Source organism: Chryseobacterium arachidis (assembly GCF_900129245.1).
GTDB lineage: Bacteria > Bacteroidota > Bacteroidia > Flavobacteriales > Weeksellaceae > Chryseobacterium > Chryseobacterium arachidis.
The window spans coordinates 163,677-185,659 of the sequence record NZ_FQUT01000004.1; the positions used below are offsets into that span (position 1 = coordinate 163,677).

The 21,983-nt window shown below is 35.8% G+C and carries 21 protein-coding genes; 13 read left to right on the forward strand and 8 right to left on the reverse strand.

The window, feature by feature from the left end:
- Positions 1 to 182: 182 nt before the first annotated feature.
- From BUA89_RS09345 to BUA89_RS09380, 8 genes are all read left to right on the forward strand, one after another.
- Positions 183 to 1,304 carry an alpha/beta hydrolase-fold protein gene (locus BUA89_RS09345; protein WP_072956231.1) on the forward strand — a complete coding sequence of 374 codons (1,122 nt, stop codon included), beginning with the start codon at positions 183 to 185 and terminating at the stop codon, positions 1,302 to 1,304.
- A gap of 4 nt (positions 1,305 to 1,308) precedes the next feature.
- Positions 1,309 to 2,724, forward strand: coding sequence for a M17 family metallopeptidase (locus BUA89_RS09350; protein WP_072956234.1), 1,416 nt, complete (start codon positions 1,309 to 1,311; stop codon positions 2,722 to 2,724).
- 140 nt (positions 2,725 to 2,864) lie between these two features.
- Positions 2,865 to 4,076: an ATP-grasp domain-containing protein gene (locus BUA89_RS09355; RefSeq protein WP_072956240.1), complete on the forward strand. Its 1,212-nt coding sequence runs from the start codon at positions 2,865 to 2,867 to the stop codon at positions 4,074 to 4,076.
- Between the two features lie 33 nt (positions 4,077 to 4,109).
- Entirely contained in the window at positions 4,110 to 4,823 is a 714-nt protein-coding gene (locus BUA89_RS09360) for an alpha/beta hydrolase-fold protein (RefSeq protein ID WP_072956244.1), read from the forward strand.
- Between the two features lie 45 nt (positions 4,824 to 4,868).
- Complete coding sequence (locus BUA89_RS09365) at positions 4,869 to 5,822, forward strand: ATP-grasp domain-containing protein (RefSeq protein WP_072956247.1); 954 nt, start codon at positions 4,869 to 4,871, stop codon at positions 5,820 to 5,822.
- A 31-nt stretch (positions 5,823 to 5,853) separates the two neighbouring features.
- Positions 5,854 to 6,972 (forward strand): carboxylate-amine ligase, encoded by a 1,119-nt coding sequence (locus BUA89_RS09370; protein WP_072956250.1) that lies wholly within the window; start codon positions 5,854 to 5,856, stop codon positions 6,970 to 6,972.
- A 32-nt stretch (positions 6,973 to 7,004) separates the two neighbouring features.
- Positions 7,005 to 7,841, forward strand: coding sequence for a type 1 glutamine amidotransferase (locus tag BUA89_RS09375; protein ID WP_072956254.1), 837 nt, complete (start codon positions 7,005 to 7,007; stop codon positions 7,839 to 7,841).
- A gap of 76 nt (positions 7,842 to 7,917) precedes the next feature.
- Positions 7,918 to 9,099 carry a hypothetical protein gene (locus BUA89_RS09380; protein ID WP_072956257.1) on the forward strand — a complete coding sequence of 394 codons (1,182 nt, stop codon included), beginning with the start codon at positions 7,918 to 7,920 and terminating at the stop codon, positions 9,097 to 9,099.
- Between the two features lie 98 nt (positions 9,100 to 9,197).
- Here BUA89_RS09380 and BUA89_RS09385 read toward each other — a convergent pair whose 3' ends face one another.
- Complete coding sequence (locus BUA89_RS09385) at positions 9,198 to 9,908, reverse strand: hypothetical protein (RefSeq protein ID WP_143152306.1); 711 nt, start codon at positions 9,906 to 9,908, stop codon at positions 9,198 to 9,200.
- An 81-nt stretch (positions 9,909 to 9,989) separates the two neighbouring features.
- The gene (gene cphA / locus BUA89_RS09390) at positions 9,990 to 12,617 is read right to left on the reverse strand and encodes a cyanophycin synthetase (protein WP_072956263.1); all 2,628 of its coding nucleotides are present in this window, start codon (positions 12,615 to 12,617) and stop codon (positions 9,990 to 9,992) included.
- Positions 12,618 to 12,818: 201 nt separating this feature from the next.
- Here cphA and BUA89_RS09395 point away from each other — a divergent pair, with 201 nt between their 5' ends.
- The 3 genes from BUA89_RS09395 (at position 12,819) to BUA89_RS09405 (ending at position 15,023) form a co-directional block, all read left to right on the forward strand.
- Entirely contained in the window at positions 12,819 to 13,706 is an 888-nt protein-coding gene (locus BUA89_RS09395; RefSeq protein ID WP_072957099.1) for a cyanophycinase, read from the forward strand.
- A 140-nt stretch (positions 13,707 to 13,846) separates the two neighbouring features.
- Complete coding sequence (locus tag BUA89_RS09400) at positions 13,847 to 14,689, forward strand: isoaspartyl peptidase/L-asparaginase (RefSeq protein ID WP_072956267.1); 843 nt, start codon at positions 13,847 to 13,849, stop codon at positions 14,687 to 14,689.
- Between the two features lie 97 nt (positions 14,690 to 14,786).
- A complete protein-coding gene (locus BUA89_RS09405; RefSeq protein WP_072956270.1) occupies positions 14,787 to 15,023 on the forward strand; it encodes a YtxH domain-containing protein in 237 nt (78 codons plus the stop codon).
- A 50-nt stretch (positions 15,024 to 15,073) separates the two neighbouring features.
- On the opposite strand, the gene BUA89_RS09410 is transcribed toward BUA89_RS09405, so the two are convergent.
- The 6 genes from BUA89_RS09410 to BUA89_RS09435 form a co-directional block, all read right to left on the reverse strand.
- Positions 15,074 to 15,871 carry a class I SAM-dependent methyltransferase gene (locus BUA89_RS09410; protein ID WP_072956273.1) on the reverse strand — a complete coding sequence of 266 codons (798 nt, stop codon included), beginning with the start codon at positions 15,869 to 15,871 and terminating at the stop codon, positions 15,074 to 15,076.
- Positions 15,872 to 15,896: 25 nt separating this feature from the next.
- Positions 15,897 to 16,724 carry a PH domain-containing protein gene (locus BUA89_RS22910; protein WP_072956276.1) on the reverse strand — a complete coding sequence of 276 codons (828 nt, stop codon included), beginning with the start codon at positions 16,722 to 16,724 and terminating at the stop codon, positions 15,897 to 15,899.
- Positions 16,725 to 16,746: 22 nt separating this feature from the next.
- Positions 16,747 to 17,676, reverse strand: a complete 930-nt coding sequence (locus tag BUA89_RS22915; protein ID WP_143152322.1) for a PH domain-containing protein — start codon at positions 17,674 to 17,676, stop codon at positions 16,747 to 16,749.
- Positions 17,677 to 17,835: 159 nt separating this feature from the next.
- On the reverse strand, positions 17,836 to 19,185 hold the full coding sequence (gene hisS / locus BUA89_RS09425; protein ID WP_072956282.1) for a histidine--tRNA ligase: 1,350 nt from the start codon (positions 19,183 to 19,185) through the stop codon (positions 17,836 to 17,838).
- A 209-nt stretch (positions 19,186 to 19,394) separates the two neighbouring features.
- Positions 19,395 to 19,847 carry an HRDC domain-containing protein gene (locus BUA89_RS09430; protein ID WP_072957102.1) on the reverse strand — a complete coding sequence of 151 codons (453 nt, stop codon included), beginning with the start codon at positions 19,845 to 19,847 and terminating at the stop codon, positions 19,395 to 19,397.
- Positions 19,848 to 19,865: 18 nt separating this feature from the next.
- Positions 19,866 to 20,198: a single-stranded DNA-binding protein gene (locus BUA89_RS09435; RefSeq protein ID WP_072956285.1), complete on the reverse strand. Its 333-nt coding sequence runs from the start codon at positions 20,196 to 20,198 to the stop codon at positions 19,866 to 19,868.
- Between the two features lie 817 nt (positions 20,199 to 21,015).
- Between BUA89_RS09435 and BUA89_RS09440 the strand changes: the two genes are divergently transcribed.
- Positions 21,016 to 21,618 (forward strand): HPP family protein, encoded by a 603-nt coding sequence (locus BUA89_RS09440; RefSeq protein WP_072956288.1) that lies wholly within the window; start codon positions 21,016 to 21,018, stop codon positions 21,616 to 21,618.
- 5 nt (positions 21,619 to 21,623) lie between these two features.
- Positions 21,624 to 21,968, forward strand: coding sequence for a hypothetical protein (locus BUA89_RS09445; RefSeq protein WP_072956292.1), 345 nt, complete (start codon positions 21,624 to 21,626; stop codon positions 21,966 to 21,968).
- Positions 21,969 to 21,983 lie beyond the last annotated feature (15 nt).

Here is a 21,983-nt window from a genome sequence, read left to right on the forward strand (position 1 = left end):
TACGAAAAATATCAACAGTAAACATTAACTATTATTGAATTAATTATTATGTTAATCTCTTTCTATCACTTGATTCTATCAAATATAGAGTTTTTTTAATCACCGATTTAGGATTTTAAAAATTAATTTGAAATAAAAAGATTTTTTATAAATTTACCTTTAATTTTTTACGAAACACAAGGATGAAGTTTGAACTTTATACAGCAGAAAGTGACCGGAGAACCATATACATTACAGGAAATTTCAATCAATGGAATCCGAAGCAATACGATCTTCAGCTTACCTCAAAAGATTCTCAAAACTACTTTATCGAGATTGATGACCGTCTTTTACCCGATGTTATAGAATATAAATTCACGAAAGGCGGCTGGGAAAATGTAGAGCTTGATCAATACGGAAACATTACCCCAAACAGAAAAGTTTTAAAATCTTTAGGAAAAACTGTTGATACTGTTGAAAAATGGAGGTTTAACTGGGGACCTTTTAAGGACGAATATTTTCCGATTGCTGAAATAATTTCCGAGGAATTCTATATCCCACAACTCGATCGCTACAGGAAAGTCTGGGCACTTTTACCTTACGATTATTATGTTTCAGACAAAAGCTATCCTGTGCTTTATCTTCAGGATGCGCAAAACTTATTTAATGAAGGAAGCGGCTACGGAAACTGGGAAATCGACAAAAAGCTTTCAATTCTTGCAGAATACGGTCGTGGGGATGTAATCATCATTGCTGTTGAACATGGAAGTGAGGAAAGAATTAAGGAATATATTTTTGATAATGACAATGTCGCCAACGGTTCGGAAGGAAAAAAATATATCCGATTTATTACTGATACATTAAAACCGTATGTAGATCAGACGTACCGCACCAAAAAAGATCGTGACAATACAGGGATCGGAGGAAGCTCTTTGGGCGCTTTAATCAGTATTTACAGTGGATTTCTCTATCCTGAAGTCTATTCTAAATTATTGATTTTCTCCCCATCTCTTTGGGTAGAACCCAATAATAATTTTCCGATGATGAATTTTCGGGTTCCGTTTAAAACAAAAATCTATCTTTACGGAGGAGGTCAGGAAGGTTCTAAAATGGTAAAAAGAATTCACATTTTTGAAGAATATTTAAAGCGTTGGGAGAAGAAAAACCTGTTCGATTTTGAGTTTAAAACCAATATCAATCCGGAAGGAACGCACAGCGAATTTTACTGGTCTCAGGAGTTCCCAAGAGCCATTGAATGGCTGTATTACAACAATACAGAAAACCCTGTGGAAGTGAAGCCGCAGCAACAAAGCATTAAAAATTAAATTTATGAAATTAATCAACAAAAAAAATAAAATTTACACTCAGGTTTTTCATCTTTTTACTGAAGAAGAATGGACGAAAACAAGTAAGAATTTTAATAAAAATATTTCCACTTTCTTCACCGGAAAAAAATATGAAATTTTTGTAAATGCTCATGAAGAAGGAATTACTTACTTTATTGGATTAGGGAAATCAACCCTACAAAATTTCGAAGTTCAGCAGGTCGCCATAAAATTTTCTCAGACGCAAAAAGGAAAAGTACAGGCAACACCAACGCTGTTTGTAGCAGATTTCATGAACGAAAAGCAATTCGAAGAGTTTGCAAAAGGACTTTTGATCGGAACCTACAGCTACCCTTTCGAAAAAACACATGCTTTCTGGAATGCAAAGTTTGAAATTCATTTTGAAAACTTAAGCCAGAAAAAACTGGACAATATCAGTAATAAAGCCGAAGCTTTAAGCAACGGACAGATTGCCTGCCAGGAATGGCTGAACAAACCTGCCAATCTGAAAAAGCCTGACACATTAAGCTTATATTTAAAAAATTTAGCTAAAAAATACGATCTCAAATACACCTCGTTCAATAGAAAAAAATGCGAAGAATTGGGCTTGGGAGCTTACCTTTCCGTTAATCAGGGAAGTGCTTACGATGCCGCTTTTACCATTTTAGAATATAAAACGACTGCTAAAAATGCAAAAACATTCGGATTAGTTGGAAAATGCGTTTTATTTGACACAGGGGGAATTTCTTTAAAGAATCCTGATAACATGCACTATATGAAGTCGGATATGGGCGGAGCGACGGCTGTTTTGGGAACGTTAATTTATGCTGCCGAAATGCAGCTTCCCGTTAATATTGTTGCTATTTTACCCATCACAGATAATGCGATTTCAGAAAATGCGTTTCTTCCGAGCGATGTTATTACGGCTTACAACGGTAAAACTATTGAAGTTTTAAATACAGATGCGGAAGGCAGAATGATCCTGGCAGATGGGCTTTCTTATATGGCAAAAAATTTCAAGACAGATTTCCTGATCGACCTCGCGACCTTAACGGGAAGTTCGGTAAGAATGTTTGGAGATACTTGTGGCGCCATGTTTTCGAACAATGAAGAATTGAAAAATCTTTTGATAAAAACAGGAGATAAAACCAACCAGAGACTTTGGAATCTTCCGTTGTGGGATATCTGGAAAGACGATATCCAGTCGGATGTGGCAGATTTAAAAAATATTTCGATGAAACCTATCGGAGACTGTATCGTTGCGGCAAAATTTTTAGAACAATTCATCGAAAACCATCCTAAATGGGCGCATCTAGACATTGCCGGTGTAGCTTTCGGAAGTGTCGGTTACGCAACAGAAAAAGCAGCAACCGGCTTTGGAGTACAATTATTGGCAGATTTAATCGAAAATTATCACTAAAAATTAGTTCAGTTCAAAAATTCTCTGTATAATTGATAGAGGATTCTCAAAAATTTATCTTATTTCAAAATTTAGTATTATTTAATTAATATTTATAAGCTTTTATTTTTGATAATTCACTAATAACTAAAAAACATTATATGGAGGAGAAAACGATAGTATGTATTTCGTGCTATTACAAGGGCTATGACTTTATGGATGAAATGAAGAAGCTCGGTAATAAAATAATCCTGGTAACTTCAGAAAATCTTAAAGAAAAAAACTGGCCGTGGGATGCAATCGACGAAGTATTCTATATGCCCGAAGTAAAGCCATCCGTCTGGAATTTGGATCATCTGATTCAGGGGTTTTCTCATCTGATGCAGACCAGAAAAGTTCATGCTGTCATTGCATTAGATGATTACGACGTGGAAAAAGCGGCTCTGATCAGGGAAACATTCCGTATTCCGGGCATGGGGCAAACGACCCATCGATATTTCAGAGACAAACTGGCTATGCGACAAAAAGCAAAAGACTCAGGAATTAACGTCCCTGAATTCACTGCTGTTTTCAACAATGATGAGGTTAACCGTTTTGTAGAAAAAGTTCCAGCTCCATGGGTGCTGAAGCCCCGCTCTGAGGCATCTGCTTCCGGAATTAAAAAACTGACCTCCAAGGAAGATCTTTGGGAAGCCCTTAATAAATTGGGTGAAGAACGTCATTTATTCCTTTTGGAGAGTTTTAAACCAGGTGACGTCTACCATGTCGACAGTTTAACATTTAATAAAGAAATTGTTTTCACTTCCGCTTCAAAATACCTGGCCCCTCCCATGCAGGTTTCCCATGAAGGCGGAGTTTTCAGGACTAAAACACTGGGAAGATATTCAGATGAATTTCAAGCGCTTGAACAGGTTAATGCTAAAGTATTGTCAAACTTTGGTTTAATGAATGGAGCTACTCACACAGAATTTATTAAAAGTAAAGACGACGGAAAATATTACTTCCTCGAAACCTCTTCAAGAGTCGGAGGAGCACACATCCCCGATCTGGTAGAAGCATCAAGCAATATTAATATCTGGAGAGAATGGGCAAAAATTGAAGATGCCTTATTGAGAGGGATAAATTATAAAATTTCAAAACCTACAGGATATTATTCAGGACTTATTATTGCTTTGATTAAAGATAAAGAGCCCGATTACACAGGTTTTGAAAGTAAAGAAGTCGTGAAGTTTTTACCCATCGATTATCATGTCGGAATTATTTATAAATCGAATGACTCTACCGTTGTGCAGGAAAGATTGGACAAGGCTGCCGAAAAAATCCATGCAGAAATGCTGAATATCCTTCCTCCGAAGAGTAAACCGACAAGTTAAAATCCTCAATACTAAACCCAAATAAGAAAAAAAATGCCGCAAATAGAGCATACAGACTATTACTCAAATATTTTAGGAATCAGCCTGAAAATAGAAGTTACAGGACATTATGGTTATCCAATCATTATGTTCCCCACTTCGCAGGGACTTTATACACAAAACCACGATTTTCATCTGAACGGAAGCATCAATTGGTTTATAGAACAGGGAAAAGTTAAATTATATAACATCCAGACAATTGACGCATGGAGTTTTTATGATGAAAAAATCCCTCCACAACAAAGAATTAAAAACTATGAAAGATATGTTCAGTTTCTGATTCAGGAGTTCATCCCTTACATTCAGAAACTTCATAAAGTGCATCGTGTTGCGATTGCGGGAGCAAGTTTTGGAGGTTACCATGCTGCCAATTTTGCGTTCAGATTTCCGGATGTAATTTCTCATTTATTTTGTCTTTCGGGAGCGTTCAGCATTAGAAATTTCATGGATGGCTATTCCGATGATCTGGTATACTACAACTGCCCGAGAGAATTTGTAAAAAATGACGAAGCATGGAAATACAAACATATGCACATCGTTTTAAGCACATCTGATCAGGATATCTGCAGGGATAAGAATATTGAAATTGCAGAAATTTTACGCTCAAAAGGAATTGATTTCTGGTATGACGAAAGAAAATGGATCAACCATGACTGGCCGCTTTGGAGAATGGTTTTTCCGACATTTATCGGAACTTTCTTTTCTTAAAGCAATTACATAAAATATTAATATAAAACATAAAAAAATACAACTATGGCTAAAAAAGTAGGAATTCTATTCGGTATGGAAGATACGTTTCCATGGGCATTTATTGATAAAGTAAATGAACTTGGAAAAGGTGAAATCGTTGCTGAACCGGTAAACATTGATAAGCTGGAGCAAGGTGCAGATTACGGATATGCGGTGATTATCGACAGAATTTCGCAGGATGTTCCTTTTTACAGAGCTTACCTTAAAAATGCAGCATTGAATGGAACTTATGTTATCAATAATCCATTTTGGTGGAGTGCAGATGAAAAGTTTTTTAACAATGCTTTAATGACAAAACTGGGAATTCCATTACCCAAAACCGTTTTGCTTCCATCTTACGAAAGACCGACAAATACTTCTGAAACGTCATTCAGAAATTTGAAATTTCCTCACGACTGGGATTATATTTTCGATTATGTAGGATTTCCGGCCTATATGAAACCTCATGACGGCGGTGGCTGGAGAAATGTGTACAGAGTGGATAACCCTGAAGATCTTTGGGCAAAATTAGGCGAAACGGAACAATTGGTTATGATGGTTCAGGAAGAAATTATTTTTGACGATTATTACAGAGTGTATTGCTTAGGTCAGAAATACGTTCACATCATGCCGTACGAGCCCAGAAATGCGCCGCATTTGAGATACGAAACCACTCATAAAACTGAAGGTAAGGAATTGGAAAAATTATTAAAAACAATTCACGATTATACCATCACCATGAACAAAGCTCTTGGCTACGATTTCAATACCGTTGAATTTGCTGTAAGAGACGGAATACCATACGCTATCGACTTCTGCAACCCGGCTCCGGACGCGGACAGAAACTCCGTGGGAGAAGAAAATTTCGCATGGATCGTAGAACACGCCGCTAAATTAGCAGTTGAAAAAGCAAAAGAATATGTTCCGGGAAAACCGAATATTTCCTGGGGAACTTTTGTAAAAGATTCTGTAAAATAATTATTGAAAAAAAAATAAAAGCACAAAGAAAATGCATCAATTTACTATTGGAATCGAAGAAGAATATCAGATCATTGATGTTGAAAGCAGGGATTTGATTTCCCATGTTTCGAAAATTATTGAAGGCGGAAAAGCTGTTTTAAGTGAAAATTTAAAGCACGAAATGCACGAATCCATGATTGAAATGGAAACGGGAATCTGCCAGAATATTCAGGAAGCAAAAGCCGAATTAACAAATTTAAGAAGACATCTCATCAAAACAGCCCATGAACAGGGGCTTCGTGTTTCCGGTGGAGGAACTCATCCTTTTTCAAACTGGGAACACAATACGATCACGAACGGTGAAAGGTACAATAAAATTGTAGACGATATGGGTGATGTTGCCCGTGGAAATCTAATTTTCGGATTGCACGTTCACATCGGAATTCCCAATCGTGAAGAAGGGGTAAGAATCCAGAATGTGATGAGGTATTTTCTTCCTCACGTGTATGCCCTGTCGACCAATTCCCCTTTCTGGATCGGAAGAAATACAGGCTTTAAATCGTACAGGCAGGAAATTTTCGTAAAATTCCCAAGAACGGGAATCCCTAGCTTTTTCAATTCTCTGGCGGAGTTTGACAGCTATGTTGACCTTTTGGTAAAAACAGGAACGATTGATAACGCTAAGAAAATCTGGTGGGATCTTAGGGTTCATCCATTCTACCCTACGATCGAGTTCAGAATTTGTGATATGCCTTTAAGGATTGAAGAAACCGTTTGTCTTGCCGCAATTATGCAGGCTTTAGTAGCAAAGATCTATAAACTTCACCAGCAGAATTTAAGTTTTAGAAGCTACAGAAGACTGCTGCTCAATGAAAATAAATGGAGAGCTTCCAAAAGCGGAATTGATGCTCATCTGATTGATTTCGGTAAAGAGGAATCTGTTCCTTACCCTGATTTGTTGAAAGAACTTTTAGAATTTATTGATGATGTTGTAGACGAACTGGGATGCAGAAAAGAAGTTGAATATGCATGGACTATTTTAGAGAACGGAACGGGCGCAGACAGGCAGCTTCAGATCTTCAAAGAGACAGGCGATCTTACCAAAGTCGTTGATTACATGATCTCTGAAACAGAATATGGGATAACACACGGCGAGCATGCTTCGTAATATTTTGTACCTTTGCAGAAAGATAATGCCGTATGAAAGATATTCGAATTGCTTTGCTGGACATGAACAATAACAATGTAAATCAGGGATTTAAAAATATAAAAGAGATTTCTGAAACATTTCAGCGAAGCACAGAAGAAAATGTAAGTATTGAAACATTTGATGTAAGATTTAAAAATGAAATGCCGAAGGTTGGAGATTTCCACATATTCATTTCATCGGGAGGTCCTGGAGATCCACACAGAGAAGGTTTGGAATGGGAAGACAAATTTGCCAAGTTATTGGATGATATTTTCGAACATAATAAAGTTAATAACGATAAAAAATATTTATTCCTTATCTGTCATTCGTTTCAGTTGGCGAGCATTCATTGGAAGCTTGGGACAATTAACAGAAGAAAATCTTATTCTTTCGGAGTCATGCCGGTTCATAAAACAGAAGACGGTGAAAAGGAATTTTTATTAGAAAATCTTCCGGATCCTTTTTATGCGGTCGATTCCAGAGCTTTCCAGTTTATTGAGCCTGATCATGATCGTTTTGAAGAATTGGGAATGAAAATCGTAGCGATTGAAAAGTTCCGTCCTCATATCAATTTAGAAAGAGCGGTAATGGCAATTCGTTTTTCAGAAGAGATCTTTGGAACACAGTTTCATCCGGAAGCCAATCCTGCAGGCATGATTGAAAACCTGAAGGACGAGAAGAACAAAGAAGCGATGATTGAAAATTTCGGAATGGAAAAGTACCTTGAAACCATCGACAGAATTGATGATGAGGACAAAATTATTCTTACTCAAGCCCAGATTCTTCCGAGATTTCTGAATTCTGCCAAAGAAAATATTTTGAAGCAGCAGAAAGAAGCAATCGCTTAAAATTAAAAAAAATAAAATACAGATAAAATCGGGCAACAACTGTCCGATTTTTTAAATCACAAAAAAGAAAAAGAATATGATTTCAAAATACAGAAAGCAATTTAATCAGGAGTTTTCACAGGAAAAATATCAGCAGCTTAAAGAAATTTTAAAACAAAAAAGCGGTCTGGAACCGGCATTCAGAATATCTGAAAGTCCTATATTTTTAACCAAAGAATTTGAATCCAAATTAATTGATGCCAGCGAAAGCATCATTGACCAGATAAAAACTTTGCCCAAAGATACTTTACAAAAAGCGATTCCTGATAACTGCCGTGTTCCCAATGATACGGAAAAACCTCATTTTTTCACCATCGATTTCGGAATCTGTAAAAGTGAAAACGGAGAAATAGAACCTCAATTAATCGAGCTCCAAGCTTTCCCTTCTTTGTATGCCTTTCAGAAAGTTTTTGAAGAGACATTTTGTGAAGTTTACCCCTTTCTTTCAGAGATCAGAAATAAAATGTCTCACGAAGAATTTAAAAATTATTTAAAAGATCTAATTCTTGGCAATGAAAATCCTGAAAACGTCATTCTTCTTGAAATTTATCCTGAAAAACAAAAAACAGCTATCGATTTTGCTTTAACTGAAAAACTATTAGGCATAAAAACAGTTTGCCTCACCAAATTAAAAAAAGAAGGAAAAAAATTATTCTATGAAAATGAGGGAAAATTAACTGAGATAAAAAGAATTTACAATCGTGTCATTTTTGATGAATTAGACAGGATTCCGGATCTTAAAACTGAATTTGATTTCCGTGAAGAAGTTGATGTTACCTGGGTTACCCATCCAAACTGGTTCTTTAAAATATCAAAGTTTTTGCTCCCGCTTTTACAACATCAGTTTGTACCTAAAAGTTATTTCTTGCATGAATTTCCGGAAACGGAAAATCTTGAAAATTTTGTTCTTAAACCTTTATTTTCTTTTGCCGGAAGTGGAGTTAATTTAAATCCTACAAAGGAAATTACGGATGCTATTCAAGATAAAGAAAACTATATTTTACAGAGAAAAGTAACTTACGAGCCTATTTTCGAAGATATTAACGGTGAATTTTCAAAAGCTGAGATTCGTTTATTATATATCTGGAGAGAAAATGACGAACGCCCTATTCTACTTGAAAATCTGGGAAGAATGACAAAAGCCGCCATGGTAAATGTAGATTTTAACAAGAAAGATGCAATTTGGATTGGAAGTTCGAATGCATTTTTTGTGGAATAAAATTTATGCATAAGTAAACCTCCGAATACAAAATAGGAGGTTTTCTTTATTCAATTAAATTATGATACCCAATAATTGCTTAACACATAATAAAAGTCTTAATATTCTATTATAAAACAATCATCATAAAATGATTCAAGCCTTTGGACTGAAGTTATTTCTTTTATAAAAAGACCAATGATAAAACTAGAAAGAGTTTTGGCATAATATTTAGATTTTTCTTGTATATACGCCTCTAATCCAAAAGCTTTTTCAATAAATTTCAAAAGTGTGTCTTTATAATTATTTTTATTTATATAAACAGGATCCTTAAGTTTTTTTTCCATCAAATAATCTAGTGATTTAGTTTTATAAAACTCTAAACTTTCTCTGTAATTGTCGTCCCAAAATTTTTCGTACAAATAATGATCCGTAAATAACAAAAATCCTTCAATACGGCTCAGTTTGTTATCTTCATTGAGCATTTTTTTCTCATATTCCTCAGAAATCGGATATTTTTTTTCTTCAAAATACTTAACATTTTCATAAGGATTGTTTATTTCCAAATAGCTTTTAAGATCCTTTCGTAAGTCATTCATTTTATTTTCCAGATAAAATTCTCTTCCAAAATTTAAACTATCTCTTCTGATGTATCCCTCAATATTATCATCAACAATTTCAAAGTGTTTAGCAGCACCATAACCAATATTAAAATTATCATCAGCTATCAGGTAAAATTTTAAATTATTCTCATGAAGACCAAATCCTATTACCAAATAATTCTCTAAATTTTTAAAATTCTGAAGATCTTTTGTAAACCGTACTTTCATAAAATCTTTATTTATTATAAAATAAAGTTTCGGCGGCATCTTCGATGCCGCCGAAACTTTTAGCTTAGTTAAATAAATTATTTAAATCTTATCATCTTCAAGCAATTCCCTCGCCTGATATTCCTGAACGAGGTCTATCGCATTAGAAATCACATCACTTAAAGCGGTGATGAAAGTTCCTTCTTCAGCCATTCCCATTGCGTGTTTCAGGGCTTCAATTTCTTTTGGAATGATTTCATAGCTTACATCTCTTCCGGAAGCCTGCATTCCGTCGATAATCAACCCGTTGATTTCATCTTCTGTTCTTCCACGCAGATGTTTTTCGTTTCTGATAATAATATGATCGAACATTCTTCCTGCAATCTTTCCGCATTCTCTGATATCGTTATCCCTTCTGTCTCCAACCCCCGAAATAATTCCTATTTTCTTGGTGGCTTCCACATTCTTAAGGTAATCTTCAATAGCCTCATATCCAGACGGATTATGGGCAAAATCAATTAACACTTTAAAGCTTTTAAACTTGAAAACATTCAGTCTTCCCGGTGTCAGCTGGGCACTCGGGATAAAGGTTCTCAAAGAATTGGAAATATCTTCAATCCCGAAGCCGTACAGATAAGAGGCAAGACTTGCCGCCAACACATTCTCGATCATGAATTTGGCTTTGCCTTCCATCGTAATCGGGAAATCTTTCGCTTTACCGATTCTTATCTTCCAGTCTCCTTTTTTAATCGTCACAAAACCTTCTTCATACACACAGGTAATTTTTCCTTCTTTCGCAAATTTTACGATATGAGGATTGTTCTCGTTCATGCTGAAAATAGCAACATTACTGTCCAGATCATTAATAATCTTCATAGAGTATTCGTTATCTGCGTTCAGAATGCTCCATCCGTTTTTCTTTACACTGTCCAGAACAACTCGTTTTACCCTTGTAAGATCTTTCAGGTTATGGATATCATTCATGCCTAAATGATCTTCTTCAATATTCGTTAAGACACCAATATCACATTGCGAAAAACCCAATCCGGAACGTAGAATTCCACCTCTTGCGGTTTCTAAAACAGCAAATTCTACTGTTGGGTCTTTCAGGATAAACTCAGCAGACAAAGGCCCTGTTGTATCTCCTTTCGATAACATCGTATTCTGAATATAGATTCCGTCGGAAGTTGTAAATCCAACCCTGTAACCATTACTTTTAACGATATGGGAAATCAGTCTCGTTGTCGTCGTTTTACCGTTTGTTCCCGTTACCGCAATAATCGGAATAGTAAAAGGTTTTCCCGGCGGATACAGCATATCAACAACCGGAGCGGCAACGTTTCTGGGCAAACCTTCGCTTGGTGCCAGGTGCATCCTGAATCCGGGAGCTGCGTTTACTTCAATAATGGCACCGCCGCTTTCTTTTAAGGGTTGTGTTAAGTTTTCGGCCATAATATCAATTCCACAGACATCAAGACCGATGATCTTTGAAATTCTTTCGGCCATCGTGATATTTTCGGGGTGAACCATATCGGTAACGTCTATAGAAGTACCTCCCGTCGAAAGATTTGCTGTTGATTTTAAATAAACGACTTCACCTTTATGCGGAACTGTTTCTAATGTATAATGAAGTTTGTCAAGAAGTTCTGTTGTATCCTTATCAATTAAAATTTCGGTTAAAACATTTTCATGACCGTAGCCTCTTCTTGGATCTTTATTTTCTTTATCAATCAATTGCTGAAGATTCAGTTCACCGTCACCAACTACGTGGGCAGGAACTCTTCTCGCTGCAGCAACCATTTTATTGTTGATCACCAAAACCCTGAAATCATAACCTGTAATGTATTTTTCGACAATTACTTTTCTGGAGTACTTCTGGGCATGTTCCAATCCGATTTTAGCCGCTTCCCAATCATTAACATTGATGGACGAACCTTTTCCATGGTTTCCGTCCAATGGTTTTAAAACAATCGGATAGCCAATTTTTTTGATAACATGATTCAAATCCTCTTCATCCACCACCAAATCTCCCGTCGGAACAGGGATTGCGGCATCATGAAGCATTCTTTTTGTTAATTCTTTATTACATGCAATATCTACAGCAATTGAACTGGTCTTTCCGGTAATGGTTGCCTGAAATCGTTGCTGATTCACACCATACCCCAGTTGTACCAGAGAATTTGTTCCCAAACGAATCCACGGGATTTTTCTGGAAACCGCTTCTTCAACGATGCTTCCAGTAGACGGACCCAGACGAACCCTTTCCCTGATTTCTTTTAATCTATGAATACAGGCATTTAAATCGTACTCTTCCCCTTTAATTAAAGCTTCAGCAATTTTCACAGATTCTTCGGCTGCATAAATTCCTGCATTTTCTTCAATATAATTAAATACTACATTATAAATTCCGGGAGTTTTTGTTTCGCGTGTTCTGCCGAACCCAACATCCATCCCTGCCAAAGTCTGAATTTCCAAGGCAATATGTTCAATGACATGCCCCATCCATGTTCCTTTTTCTACACGGTGAAAAAAGCCGCCTTCAACCCCTTCGGAACATCTGTGCGTAAATAAAGAAGGGATAAGCTTTTCTATCCTTTCTCTGAAACCCTCGATTTTATTGGTAGGGAAATTTTCCATTTCTTCAAGATCCAACCGCATCTGTATCAGCTTCTTTCTTCTGATACTCCAGATATTCGGGCCACGCAACGCCTGTATCTTTTCAATTTTCATAATCTATTTGCATTTTTAATAGTTAACAATAACTTCATTTAAAATCAAAGATAATGTAAAACCCTAAACGAAACTATACCACAGTTCAACATTTACTAAAAAATAAAGAAAATTTATTAACAATTCTAAAATCCTCAAAATCATTTATATGAATATATGATTTCGTCAAATATTAATTATTTTTTAAATTTGCAGTCTATGATGAAACCTGTTGGAAAATTAATTGTTATCGGTGGCGCTGTAAACAAAGGTAGTTTTGCAGAAACCGATTTTGATCAGAATATAGAGAAAAACCTGAATTTTTTTGAAAGAGGAATTCTCCGAAAAATCATTAATGAATCTAAACATAAGGAAGATTCTGTTATTGAGATCATCACAACCGCTTCTCAGATACCTCAGATTGTCGGCTCAGAATATAAAAAAGCATTCGAATTTTTGGGTGCTAAAAACGTTAATATCCTCGACATTCATAATCGTGAAGAGGCTAATTCTGATGCCATGGTTGCCAGGGCAAACGCGGCAGATGTTGTCATGTTCACCGGGGGAGACCAATTGAGACTGACTTCAATTCTTGGAGGAACAAGATTTCATGATACGATTTTACTAAAATATCAGGAACAGGATTTTATTTACTCTGGTACTTCTGCCGGAGCGGCTGCCGCTTCTGAAAATATGATCTATCAGGGAAGCAGTTCTGAGGCCTTGCTGAAAGGTGAAATTAAAACGACACAAGGTTTAGGATTAATTGACAACGTTATTATCGATACGCACTTTGTACAGCGGGGAAGAATCGGGAGACTTTTCCAGGCTGTTGTGAATAATCCGAGAACGCTGGGAATCGGTTTGGGAGAAGACACAGGACTCTTCATTCATAATGATGTGATGACAGCTGTAGGCTCCGGACTGGTAATTTTGGTAGACGGAAGATTTATTAAAGACACCAATCTGACGAATATTAATCTTGGAGAACCTATTTCTATTGATAATTTAACCGTTCATGTAATGTCAATGAACGACCATTATGATTTGACCACGAAAACTTTAACCATTGAAAATTCCCAGTTTAATCCGATTCCGCAAGACAGATAATTGAATTATAAATTATAAATGATTAATTATGAGTTTTAAGACGCAAATAAATTGTAGATTTTAGCTCAGATTTAATTTATATAAAATAAAACATACCTTCTCAAATCACTCATAATTTATAATTCATAACTTTCAAAACTATGAAATTAATCATTCACGGAGGTTTTTTCTCAGAAAGCGACCAAAGCCACGAAGTAAAAGTTGCCAAGCAGAAATCTTTAAAAAATATAGCCCAGAAAGCATTCGAATACCTTCAGTCTCATTCCGCATTTGATACAGTAGCGTACGCCGTTTCCCTTTTGGAAGACGATCCTTTATACAATGCCGGAATCGGGTCACAAATCCAAAGCGACGGTGTCATCAGGATGAGTGCTGCCATCATGAATGGCGAAACCCAGAAATTGAGTGGTGTCATCAATATTCAGAATGTAAAAAATCCGATTTTTGTTGCGAAAGATTTAATTACTGAAGACGACAGGGTTTTAGGTGGAAATGGCGCGAAAATCTACGCCAATGAGAATGGTTTCGAAGATTTTTCAACCGAAATTCCTCAAAGAAGAAAAGAATACCAGGAAAAACTTAATAATGGCGGAAAAGGAACAGTTGGCTGTGTCGCCATTGATAAAGATGGTAAATTAGCTGTTGCCACCTCTACAGGAGGAAAAGGTTTCGAAATTCCGGGAAGAATTTCAGATTCTGCCACGGTTGCCGGTAATTATGCGAATTCTTTCTGTGCCGTAAGCTGTACCGGAGTAGGTGAAGATATTGTAAGTAATGCCACAGCCACAAAGATTGTAACAAGAGTGACTGACGGAATGACTCTTGAAAATGCTTTTACGAAAACTTTCGAAGAGCTTAAAGCCATCGATGGGTTTGCCGGCGCCATTGCCATTGATAAAGATGGAAATATCTTCCATCAGGATTCTTATCCCACTATGGTTTTTGCGAGCTTTGACGGAGAAAATTTTGAAATTTTCAATTAATTTAACATTATTTTATAAGTCATCAGATTTTTTTTGGCACACATTTTACATGATACCTAACATCAAACTTTAATATTAACATTAAAAAATAGAAATCATGGGAAATAAGACAAAAGGTTTATTAGCGCTAGTAGGATTAGGAGCATTGGCATATTGGAAGTATAAAAACTCTTCTGATGAAGAAAAACAAATGGTAAAAGATAAGATCAATACCGCAAAAGACAACCTCAATAAATGGGGAAACGATCTTAAGGATAAAGCCAATAATCTTGCCTCTCAGGCTCAGGACAAAGTAGACGAAGTGAAAAACAAAGCACAGGAGTCTGTAAGTTAAGACTAGTTTATTTAACATTCATATATACAGAAAGTCATCGTAGTTTTTAATTACGATGACTTTTTTTGTGCATCAATAGCAAAAACCAGTGGTATTTTGTTTCCGAACTGCGGAATTCTCCACTTTCCTTTTTCAAATTCTTCCACATGTTTAAAGCAAGGATATGGCGACCAATCGAATTCTTTGAATTTTTTTATCTGAATATTATTTTCAATTAAATTCTGAAGGATATCCGACAAAGGATGATTCCACATGACATAATCCTGAACGATATCAGCCGACTGATCGGCATAAGTACCCTCGTAAGTTTCTACGATTGGTTTTTCATTGAAATAATTATATTTTACGCCTTCAAAATCATCGTCAAACATCCAGACCATGGGGTGAAATTCTGCCATGATAAATTTTCCGTCCGGTTTCAGGAAATGATTAATAATTTTTGCCCATTTGTTGAGATCCGGAAGCCAGCCAATGGTCCCATAACTTGTAAAAACGATATCGAATTTCTGGTCTAAAACATCAGGAAGGTTATAAACATCCGTACAGATAAACTCCGTGTCCATTTCTGCTTTTTTTGCTAAATCCCGAGCCGTTTCAATCGCTTTATCAGATAAGTCAATTCCGGTCACTTTCGCTCCCAATCTTGATAACGAAATAGAATCCTGGCCAAAATGACACTGCAAATGTAAAATGGTTTTATCCTTCAGATCCCCTAAAAGTTCTAGTTCGATCGAGTTTAATGAAGTTCTTCCTTTTAAAAATTCATCAACAAAATAGAAATCCGATTTTACATGTGTATCTACTTTGGCATTCCAAGAGTTTTTATTGATTTCTAAATAATTTTCCATTGGTTTTTAGTTTTATGATAATTATTTACAATTTATCTAGCAATTTTTTCTTTTGTTCTGCAAATTCTTCTTCGGTTAAAATTCCACTTTCTCTCAGTTGAGCCAGTTTTTCAAGCTGCTCGAAAACCTCCTCTGAGGAAAACTTTTTCACTTCTTCTGAATTTGTCTGAGGTTTTTCCTTATTGTAAATTTTTCCGATGAAATTATAAAAATCTTCGGCGTAATCTTTATTAAAAAAAGACTCGAACTCGGCAATTTTATCGGCTGTATGAATTTTAATAACCGGTGATAAAAAATTTTTCACAAAACTGACCTCCACAATATTTTCATTAAGATATTCGTGAACTTTTGCCAAAGAAAACATGACTTTTGAAACAGAAATAATCCTTTTCGGAGTTACCAGCAAAATCCCGGCGTCAGTTGTTTTTACAAACTGTGCGTCTGTAATTGCTAATATAGTCTCATCAAGACCTAAAATATGGGGCAGTTCTTTGATCTCTCCTTTGGTAAACATAGAAAGATTAGCTTTTAAACCTTCTAATTCCCGTTTTATTTCTTTCAGTCTTTTTTTATAAAGATCTTTGGACAATACATTTTGATTAGAATTTACAGCGAGTGGCAAGTTCTCATCATCCTCAAACGTATTTTCCTGAACTACAGTCCCACTTTGAATAAGACTTTGAATATCTTTGATGCTGAATTGATGCAGGTCTGAAAGTAATTCCTGATTGATGTTGCTTGCTTTTTCCAGACATTTATTGCAAAGGATATTTCCGTCTGAAAGTAAGTTCTCCCCCAGCATCGTATCCATTGAGGTCAGTTTATTCCCGCACAGTCCGCAATGATCATTCATTTTTTAATTGAAATTTTAATATTTAAAGCCTTTCTAATAATTTTTTCTTCTGTTCTGCGAATTCTTCTTCTGTTAAAACGCCCATTTCCCTTAGTTTTCCAAGCTTCTCCAATTGATCAAAAATAACTTCGGCAGATTCTTTTTTCACTTCGGATGAACTTTGCTGAACAGGAGCCGAATTGCTTTGCTGCTGAAACGGATTTTCCGATGTCGGTAAATTATACAAATTAAAAGATGATGCTTGAATTTGTTGTTGTTGCGGAACAGGCTGCTTTACAGAGCCATTAAGATAAGCGTTTACTGCATTGCAAAATGTTTTCCCATCATTTTTATTATGAAGTTTAAATTCTGCCATCGAACCGCTTTTCGTAAAAACCTTTAATGTTGAATATAAAAGACTTTCCACATGATCTACCGAACGGATATTCTGATATAAGTATTCGTCTTTCTGAACGTTTCCAAAGAATTTTTTATCAATAAAAACCACTCTTTTCTGCGTTGAAAAAATCAAACCTTCAATTTTTCCGGGTATAGTTAATCCTTCAGCGATAGCAGTAAGCCTTTCATCTTTTTCCAAAACATTTACAAGCTCTTTTACTTCCGCATTGGCAAAAACGCTCAGTCTCGCATTCAAAGCAACAATCTGATCCTGAATCTCATCCAGTCTTGTCGGTATTCCACCAAATCCAAAACTTGGTGTCTCAGTATGTTGGAAACCCGAAGTTTGTGAAGCTGCTGGACTTTCAGATTCCCCGATTTTACTCTGAAGAATAAATCCTCTGATCTCAGGAAGGAAAAACTGGTTCAGGTTATTGACAATATCTTTATTGATGCCGGTCGCCTGATTCAGGCATTTGTTGCACAAAACATGGCCGTCTGCCAGTTTATTTTCTCCCAAAAGCGTATCCATAGACGTTAAAGGTGTTCCGCACAATCCGCAAATGTTGTTCATCTGGTTTTATGTTTAATAGTTTTAAAATCATCAATAAACCTTGTTCAGGTTTTATGACACTCTAAAATACAAATTTTGTATTTAATTTTCATCTTTAAAACGATAAATGAGAAAAGCACTATCAAATGATAATGCTTTCAGTTTTATATCTGTTAAATATTAGCCTAAAAACTCCTCCAGAGAAACCGTTTTCTGTTCTCCCGCCTCAAGATTTTTATAGGTAATATTTCCGTTTTTAATCTCTTCCTCGCCCAAGAAAACAAGGTTTTTAATTCCTTTCTTCTCAGCATAGGTGAACTGTTTTCCGATTTTGGCAGCTTCAGGATAGATTTCTGCAGAAACTCCTTTTTCTCTTAACTGTCTGATCAGTTTTAAAGCTTCAACCGTTTCATTTCCTCCGAAATTGGCGAATAAATATTCTACTTTTGAAGTGGCTTCTTCAGGGAAAAGTCCTAATTCTTCCATCACAAGATAAATTCTGTCAAGACCGAAAGAAATTCCGATTCCTGGAATATTTTTCACTCCGAACACTTCTGTAAGGTTGTCGTATCTTCCGCCACCACCGATAGATCCCATCTGAACCTCATCAGCTTTTACCTCGAAAATCGCTCCGGTGTAATAATCCAGCCCTCTCGCCAGGGTAATATCAAAAACAAGATTCTGAATATCGACACCAAGATCTATAGATTGCGTGATTACGGTTTCCAATTCTTCAACACCTTTTAACCCCACCTCATTTCCTGCAAATTTTTCTTTTAACTGAAGAAGATTTTCCAAAGCATCATTTGATTGTGTGAATAAGAAATCCAGCTTATCAATCGATTCTTGAGCAATTCCTCTTTCCAAGAGCTCCTTCACTACTCCATCTTTCCCGATTTTATCTAATTTGTCCAGAGCGACCGTAAAATAAATTAATTTATCTGTAATCCCGGCAAACTCTGCCAAACCTGAAAGAATTTTTCTGTTATTAATATGAATCGTTACAGAAACTCCAAGTTCTGCAAAAGATTTTAGATACAATTGAACCAAATCAACCTCCTGTAAAAGACTTTCACTTCCTACCACATCGGCATCACACTGATAAAACTCTCTGAATCTTCCTTTCTGAGGGCGGTCTGCTCTCCAAACCGGTTGGATTTGATAACGCTTAAAAGGAAAAGTCAGTTGGTTGTGATTCATCGCCACAAATCTGGCAAAGGGTACAGTAAGATCATAACGAAGAGCTTTATCTGAAATTTGAGAGGTCAGTTTCTGATGACTTTTATTCTCCCAATCCTCCTGATTCACTTTTGCAGTATAGTCTCCTGAATTTAAGATCTTAAAAATCAAGCGATCTCCTTCTTCTCCGTACTTCCCTGTTAAAGTAGAAAGATTTTCAAAGCTTGGAGTTTCCAATGGCTGGAAACCGAATAACTCGAAGTTTTTCTGTAAAACATTGATGATAAATCGTCTTCTTGCAACTTCCAATGCTGTAAAATCTCTCGTCCCTTTTGCTAAACCTGGTTTCATTTTATAATTGATAAATGATGATTAATATGTCTAAGTCTTGCAAAAATAGGGAATTGAAAAGACTTTACCGAAAGTACGTCCAATAAAAACTTTTGAAAATGTTTAACCCGTGTAAACAGATCTCAATTGTAATAAAAAAAGCCGGAGAATCAACTGCTCCGACTTTCCTCGTAATAATTTAAATCATTTGTATATATCTTCGGAAAAAATCAGATGCTTTCTAATATTTCCAGGATCTCTTCACCATAGTTTTCAATCTTATGTTTTCCGAAACCCTTGATATCAAGCAATTCTTCCTTTTTTGCAGGTTTGTATTTGGCAACAGACATCAGTTCTTTATTAGTGGCAATAAAGTAAGACGGTAAATTCTGTTCCTTTGCTTTTTCCGATCTCCATTCTTTCAAAGCATTCATTATTATCTCTTCATCAGGACTTAGCACATCATCTTCAACAGAATATTTTGTATTTTTTGAATCCTTAACTGTATTCTGAACAATTTTCAATTCATCAAAATACAACACGGCAGACCAGTATTTTTCATCCTGTATAAAAGCCGTTTCCACTTTAATGATCTCATGGGACTCTAAAAAAGCATCCAATACCCGTTGATCCTGATAAAGGAATTCATCATCCAATCGTATTTTAAAAATTTTGACTTTCATGGTTTCCATTTTTAAAGATTATTTACCTCCTAACAAAAGAATTTCCTCTACCCGAATCTCGGTGATATATCTTTTTACTCCATCTTTATCATCATACGATCTGTAGGTAAGTTTACCCTCAATAGCAATTTCCTTTCCTTTCGGGACATATTTCTGAAAAATCTCAGCAGTTTTACCAAAAGCAACCAGATTGTGCCATTGTGTTTCTTCTACCTTCTCCCCTTTTGCATTCGTGTAATGATCGTTTGTCGCAAGAGAAACGGTAGCTTTCACCGCTCCATTTTCGAAATTTACCATTTCAACTTCTTTTCCTGTATAACCAATTAATGTTACTTTGTTTCTTAGTGACATAACTTTGTATTTTTTTAATTAATATTCAGATAAGAGACGTTCACTGTTTTCTCAAATCTCTGTTGCAAAGATTGCGGAAAGCTGAGAATCAAATCGGTAGAAAACTATTTAAATTCATTTGTAGTCGTTTGAAAACGGGTTTGCTTTCACTTGTGAATCATTTAAAAGTCTTCTGTTAAAGACATTGATAAGAATTTGGACATTTACCACGTATGAAACTTATCAAAGTAATACAAGAATTTTATATTACTTGATAAACGAAGTGGCATTGTTTAACTTAAAAACATTTCATCTTCAATATTTTCAAATAACAATAGAATACTTTAGTTAAATGTTTTCATATTCTTCTGTGCGAAACAACATTAAGACGTTGGCAAGTTACATTCTTGTGTTGTAGGTTTACATTTTTGCAATGCAGATCCACTTTTTTACGATGTAAAACAACATTGGCACGTTGTAAAGTTACATTCTTGCGTTGCAAGTTTACATTTTTGCAATGTAGATCCACTTTTTTACGATGTAAAACAACATTGGCACGTTGTAGAGTTACATTCTTGCGTTGCAAGTTTACATTTTTGCAATGTAGTTCCACTTTTTTACGATGTAAAACAACATTGGTACGTTGTAGAGTTACATTCTTGCGTTGTAAACTTACTTTTTTCCATTGTTATAACTCAATCTATCCGGCAAGTTAAGCTTCAGAATTCCGGCAAATTGTAATTTTAGCTTTTCATACAAAAACTGAGATGATCTGTACAGCATTTAATTGAATACATTATCCGTTTGCAAATGGATAATTCCGTATCTTTGAACATATATGAAGAAGACCATACAAAGAACATTCAGGGTATCAAAATATGTAATCTATAAAGAAACGCTGGTAGATTACAAAGAACATTTCTGGTCATTTCTGGGAGCATTTTTTGGCATCGGAATCATTGCTTTTATCCAGTCGCATACCCTTTCTGCTACGGAAAACATTTTCCTGATCGGATCTTTTGGGGCATCCAGTGTTTTGATTTACGGGGCAATTCAAAGCCCGCTGGCACAACCGCGAAATTTAGTTGGCGGTCATGTTCTTTCTGCATTGGTCGGAGTAACTGTTTATCAGATTGTTCCTGATATTATCTGGCTTTCTGCGCCTTTAGCTGTTGCGTTTTCTATAGTTTTAATGCAGTATACCAAGACATTACATCCGCCCGGTGGCGCTACAGCCCTGATTGCAGTAAGTTCAACAGGAAAAATTCCTGAATTGGGCTTTTGGTATGTTCTGTCGCCCGTTCTTTCAGGTTGCATCATTTTATTGCTTGTGGCATTGTTTTTTAATAATATAACTCCGAATAGAAGCTATCCTACCCACAGCAGATTCAAAAAATTACTGAAGAAAAAACATGCACATCCGCACAAAATGAAAAAATAAAAATTATGGACTGTCTCGAATGCGGCGAAAAAATTATCGGAAGATCAGACAAAAAATTTTGTAATGATGCCTGCCGAAACGCCTACAACAATAAGCAAAACAAGGATTCTAACAATCTTATGCGAAATATAAACAACAAACTTCGCAAAAATTACAGAATCCTGACAGAAGTAAATACCGACGGAAAAACAAAAGTTGCCAGATCTAAACTTGATGGCTTGGGTTTTGATTTTGATTATTTTACCAATCTGAAGGTTTATAAAAATGGTTCCGAATATAAATTCATCTATGATTACGGGTATAAACTTTTGGATGATGATTTTGTTTTGATTGTTAAAAATCAGTCGTAACCACTTAAAATTATT

What these genes read in the sequence shown, in the direction of transcription:
- cphA (WP_072956263.1), bottom strand. Translation starts at nt 12,617, where the DNA reads ATGAAAATTGAAAAGATACAGGCGTTGCGTGGCCCGAATATCTGGAGT.
- BUA89_RS09410 (WP_072956273.1), bottom strand. Translation starts at nt 15,871, where the DNA reads ATGGAAAATTATTTAGAAATCAATAAAAACTCTTGGAATGCCAAAGTA.
- BUA89_RS09400 (WP_072956267.1), top strand. Translation starts at nt 13,847, where the DNA reads ATGAAATTAATCATTCACGGAGGTTTTTTCTCAGAAAGCGACCAAAGC.
- BUA89_RS09345 (WP_072956231.1), top strand. Translation starts at nt 183, where the DNA reads ATGAAGTTTGAACTTTATACAGCAGAAAGTGACCGGAGAACCATATAC.
- BUA89_RS09405 (WP_072956270.1), top strand. Translation starts at nt 14,787, where the DNA reads ATGGGAAATAAGACAAAAGGTTTATTAGCGCTAGTAGGATTAGGAGCA.
- BUA89_RS09365 (WP_072956247.1), top strand. Translation starts at nt 4,869, where the DNA reads ATGGCTAAAAAAGTAGGAATTCTATTCGGTATGGAAGATACGTTTCCA.
- hisS (WP_072956282.1), bottom strand. Translation starts at nt 19,185, where the DNA reads ATGAAACCAGGTTTAGCAAAAGGGACGAGAGATTTTACAGCATTGGAA.
- BUA89_RS09360 (WP_072956244.1), top strand. Translation starts at nt 4,110, where the DNA reads ATGCCGCAAATAGAGCATACAGACTATTACTCAAATATTTTAGGAATC.
- BUA89_RS09350 (WP_072956234.1), top strand. Translation starts at nt 1,309, where the DNA reads ATGAAATTAATCAACAAAAAAAATAAAATTTACACTCAGGTTTTTCAT.
- BUA89_RS09435 (WP_072956285.1), bottom strand. Translation starts at nt 20,198, where the DNA reads ATGTCACTAAGAAACAAAGTAACATTAATTGGTTATACAGGAAAAGAA.
- BUA89_RS09445 (WP_072956292.1), top strand. Translation starts at nt 21,624, where the DNA reads ATGGACTGTCTCGAATGCGGCGAAAAAATTATCGGAAGATCAGACAAA.
- BUA89_RS09370 (WP_072956250.1), top strand. Translation starts at nt 5,854, where the DNA reads ATGCATCAATTTACTATTGGAATCGAAGAAGAATATCAGATCATTGAT.
- BUA89_RS09355 (WP_072956240.1), top strand. Translation starts at nt 2,865, where the DNA reads ATGGAGGAGAAAACGATAGTATGTATTTCGTGCTATTACAAGGGCTAT.
- BUA89_RS22910 (WP_072956276.1), bottom strand. Translation starts at nt 16,724, where the DNA reads ATGAATGATCATTGCGGACTGTGCGGGAATAAACTGACCTCAATGGAT.
- BUA89_RS09380 (WP_072956257.1), top strand. Translation starts at nt 7,918, where the DNA reads ATGATTTCAAAATACAGAAAGCAATTTAATCAGGAGTTTTCACAGGAA.
- BUA89_RS09385 (WP_143152306.1), bottom strand. Translation starts at nt 9,908, where the DNA reads ATGAAAGTACGGTTTACAAAAGATCTTCAGAATTTTAAAAATTTAGAG.
- BUA89_RS09430 (WP_072957102.1), bottom strand. Translation starts at nt 19,847, where the DNA reads ATGAAAGTCAAAATTTTTAAAATACGATTGGATGATGAATTCCTTTAT.
- BUA89_RS09395 (WP_072957099.1), top strand. Translation starts at nt 12,819, where the DNA reads ATGAAACCTGTTGGAAAATTAATTGTTATCGGTGGCGCTGTAAACAAA.
- BUA89_RS09375 (WP_072956254.1), top strand. Translation starts at nt 7,005, where the DNA reads ATGAAAGATATTCGAATTGCTTTGCTGGACATGAACAATAACAATGTA.
- BUA89_RS22915 (WP_143152322.1), bottom strand. Translation starts at nt 17,676, where the DNA reads ATGAACAACATTTGCGGATTGTGCGGAACACCTTTAACGTCTATGGAT.
- BUA89_RS09440 (WP_072956288.1), top strand. Translation starts at nt 21,016, where the DNA reads ATGAAGAAGACCATACAAAGAACATTCAGGGTATCAAAATATGTAATC.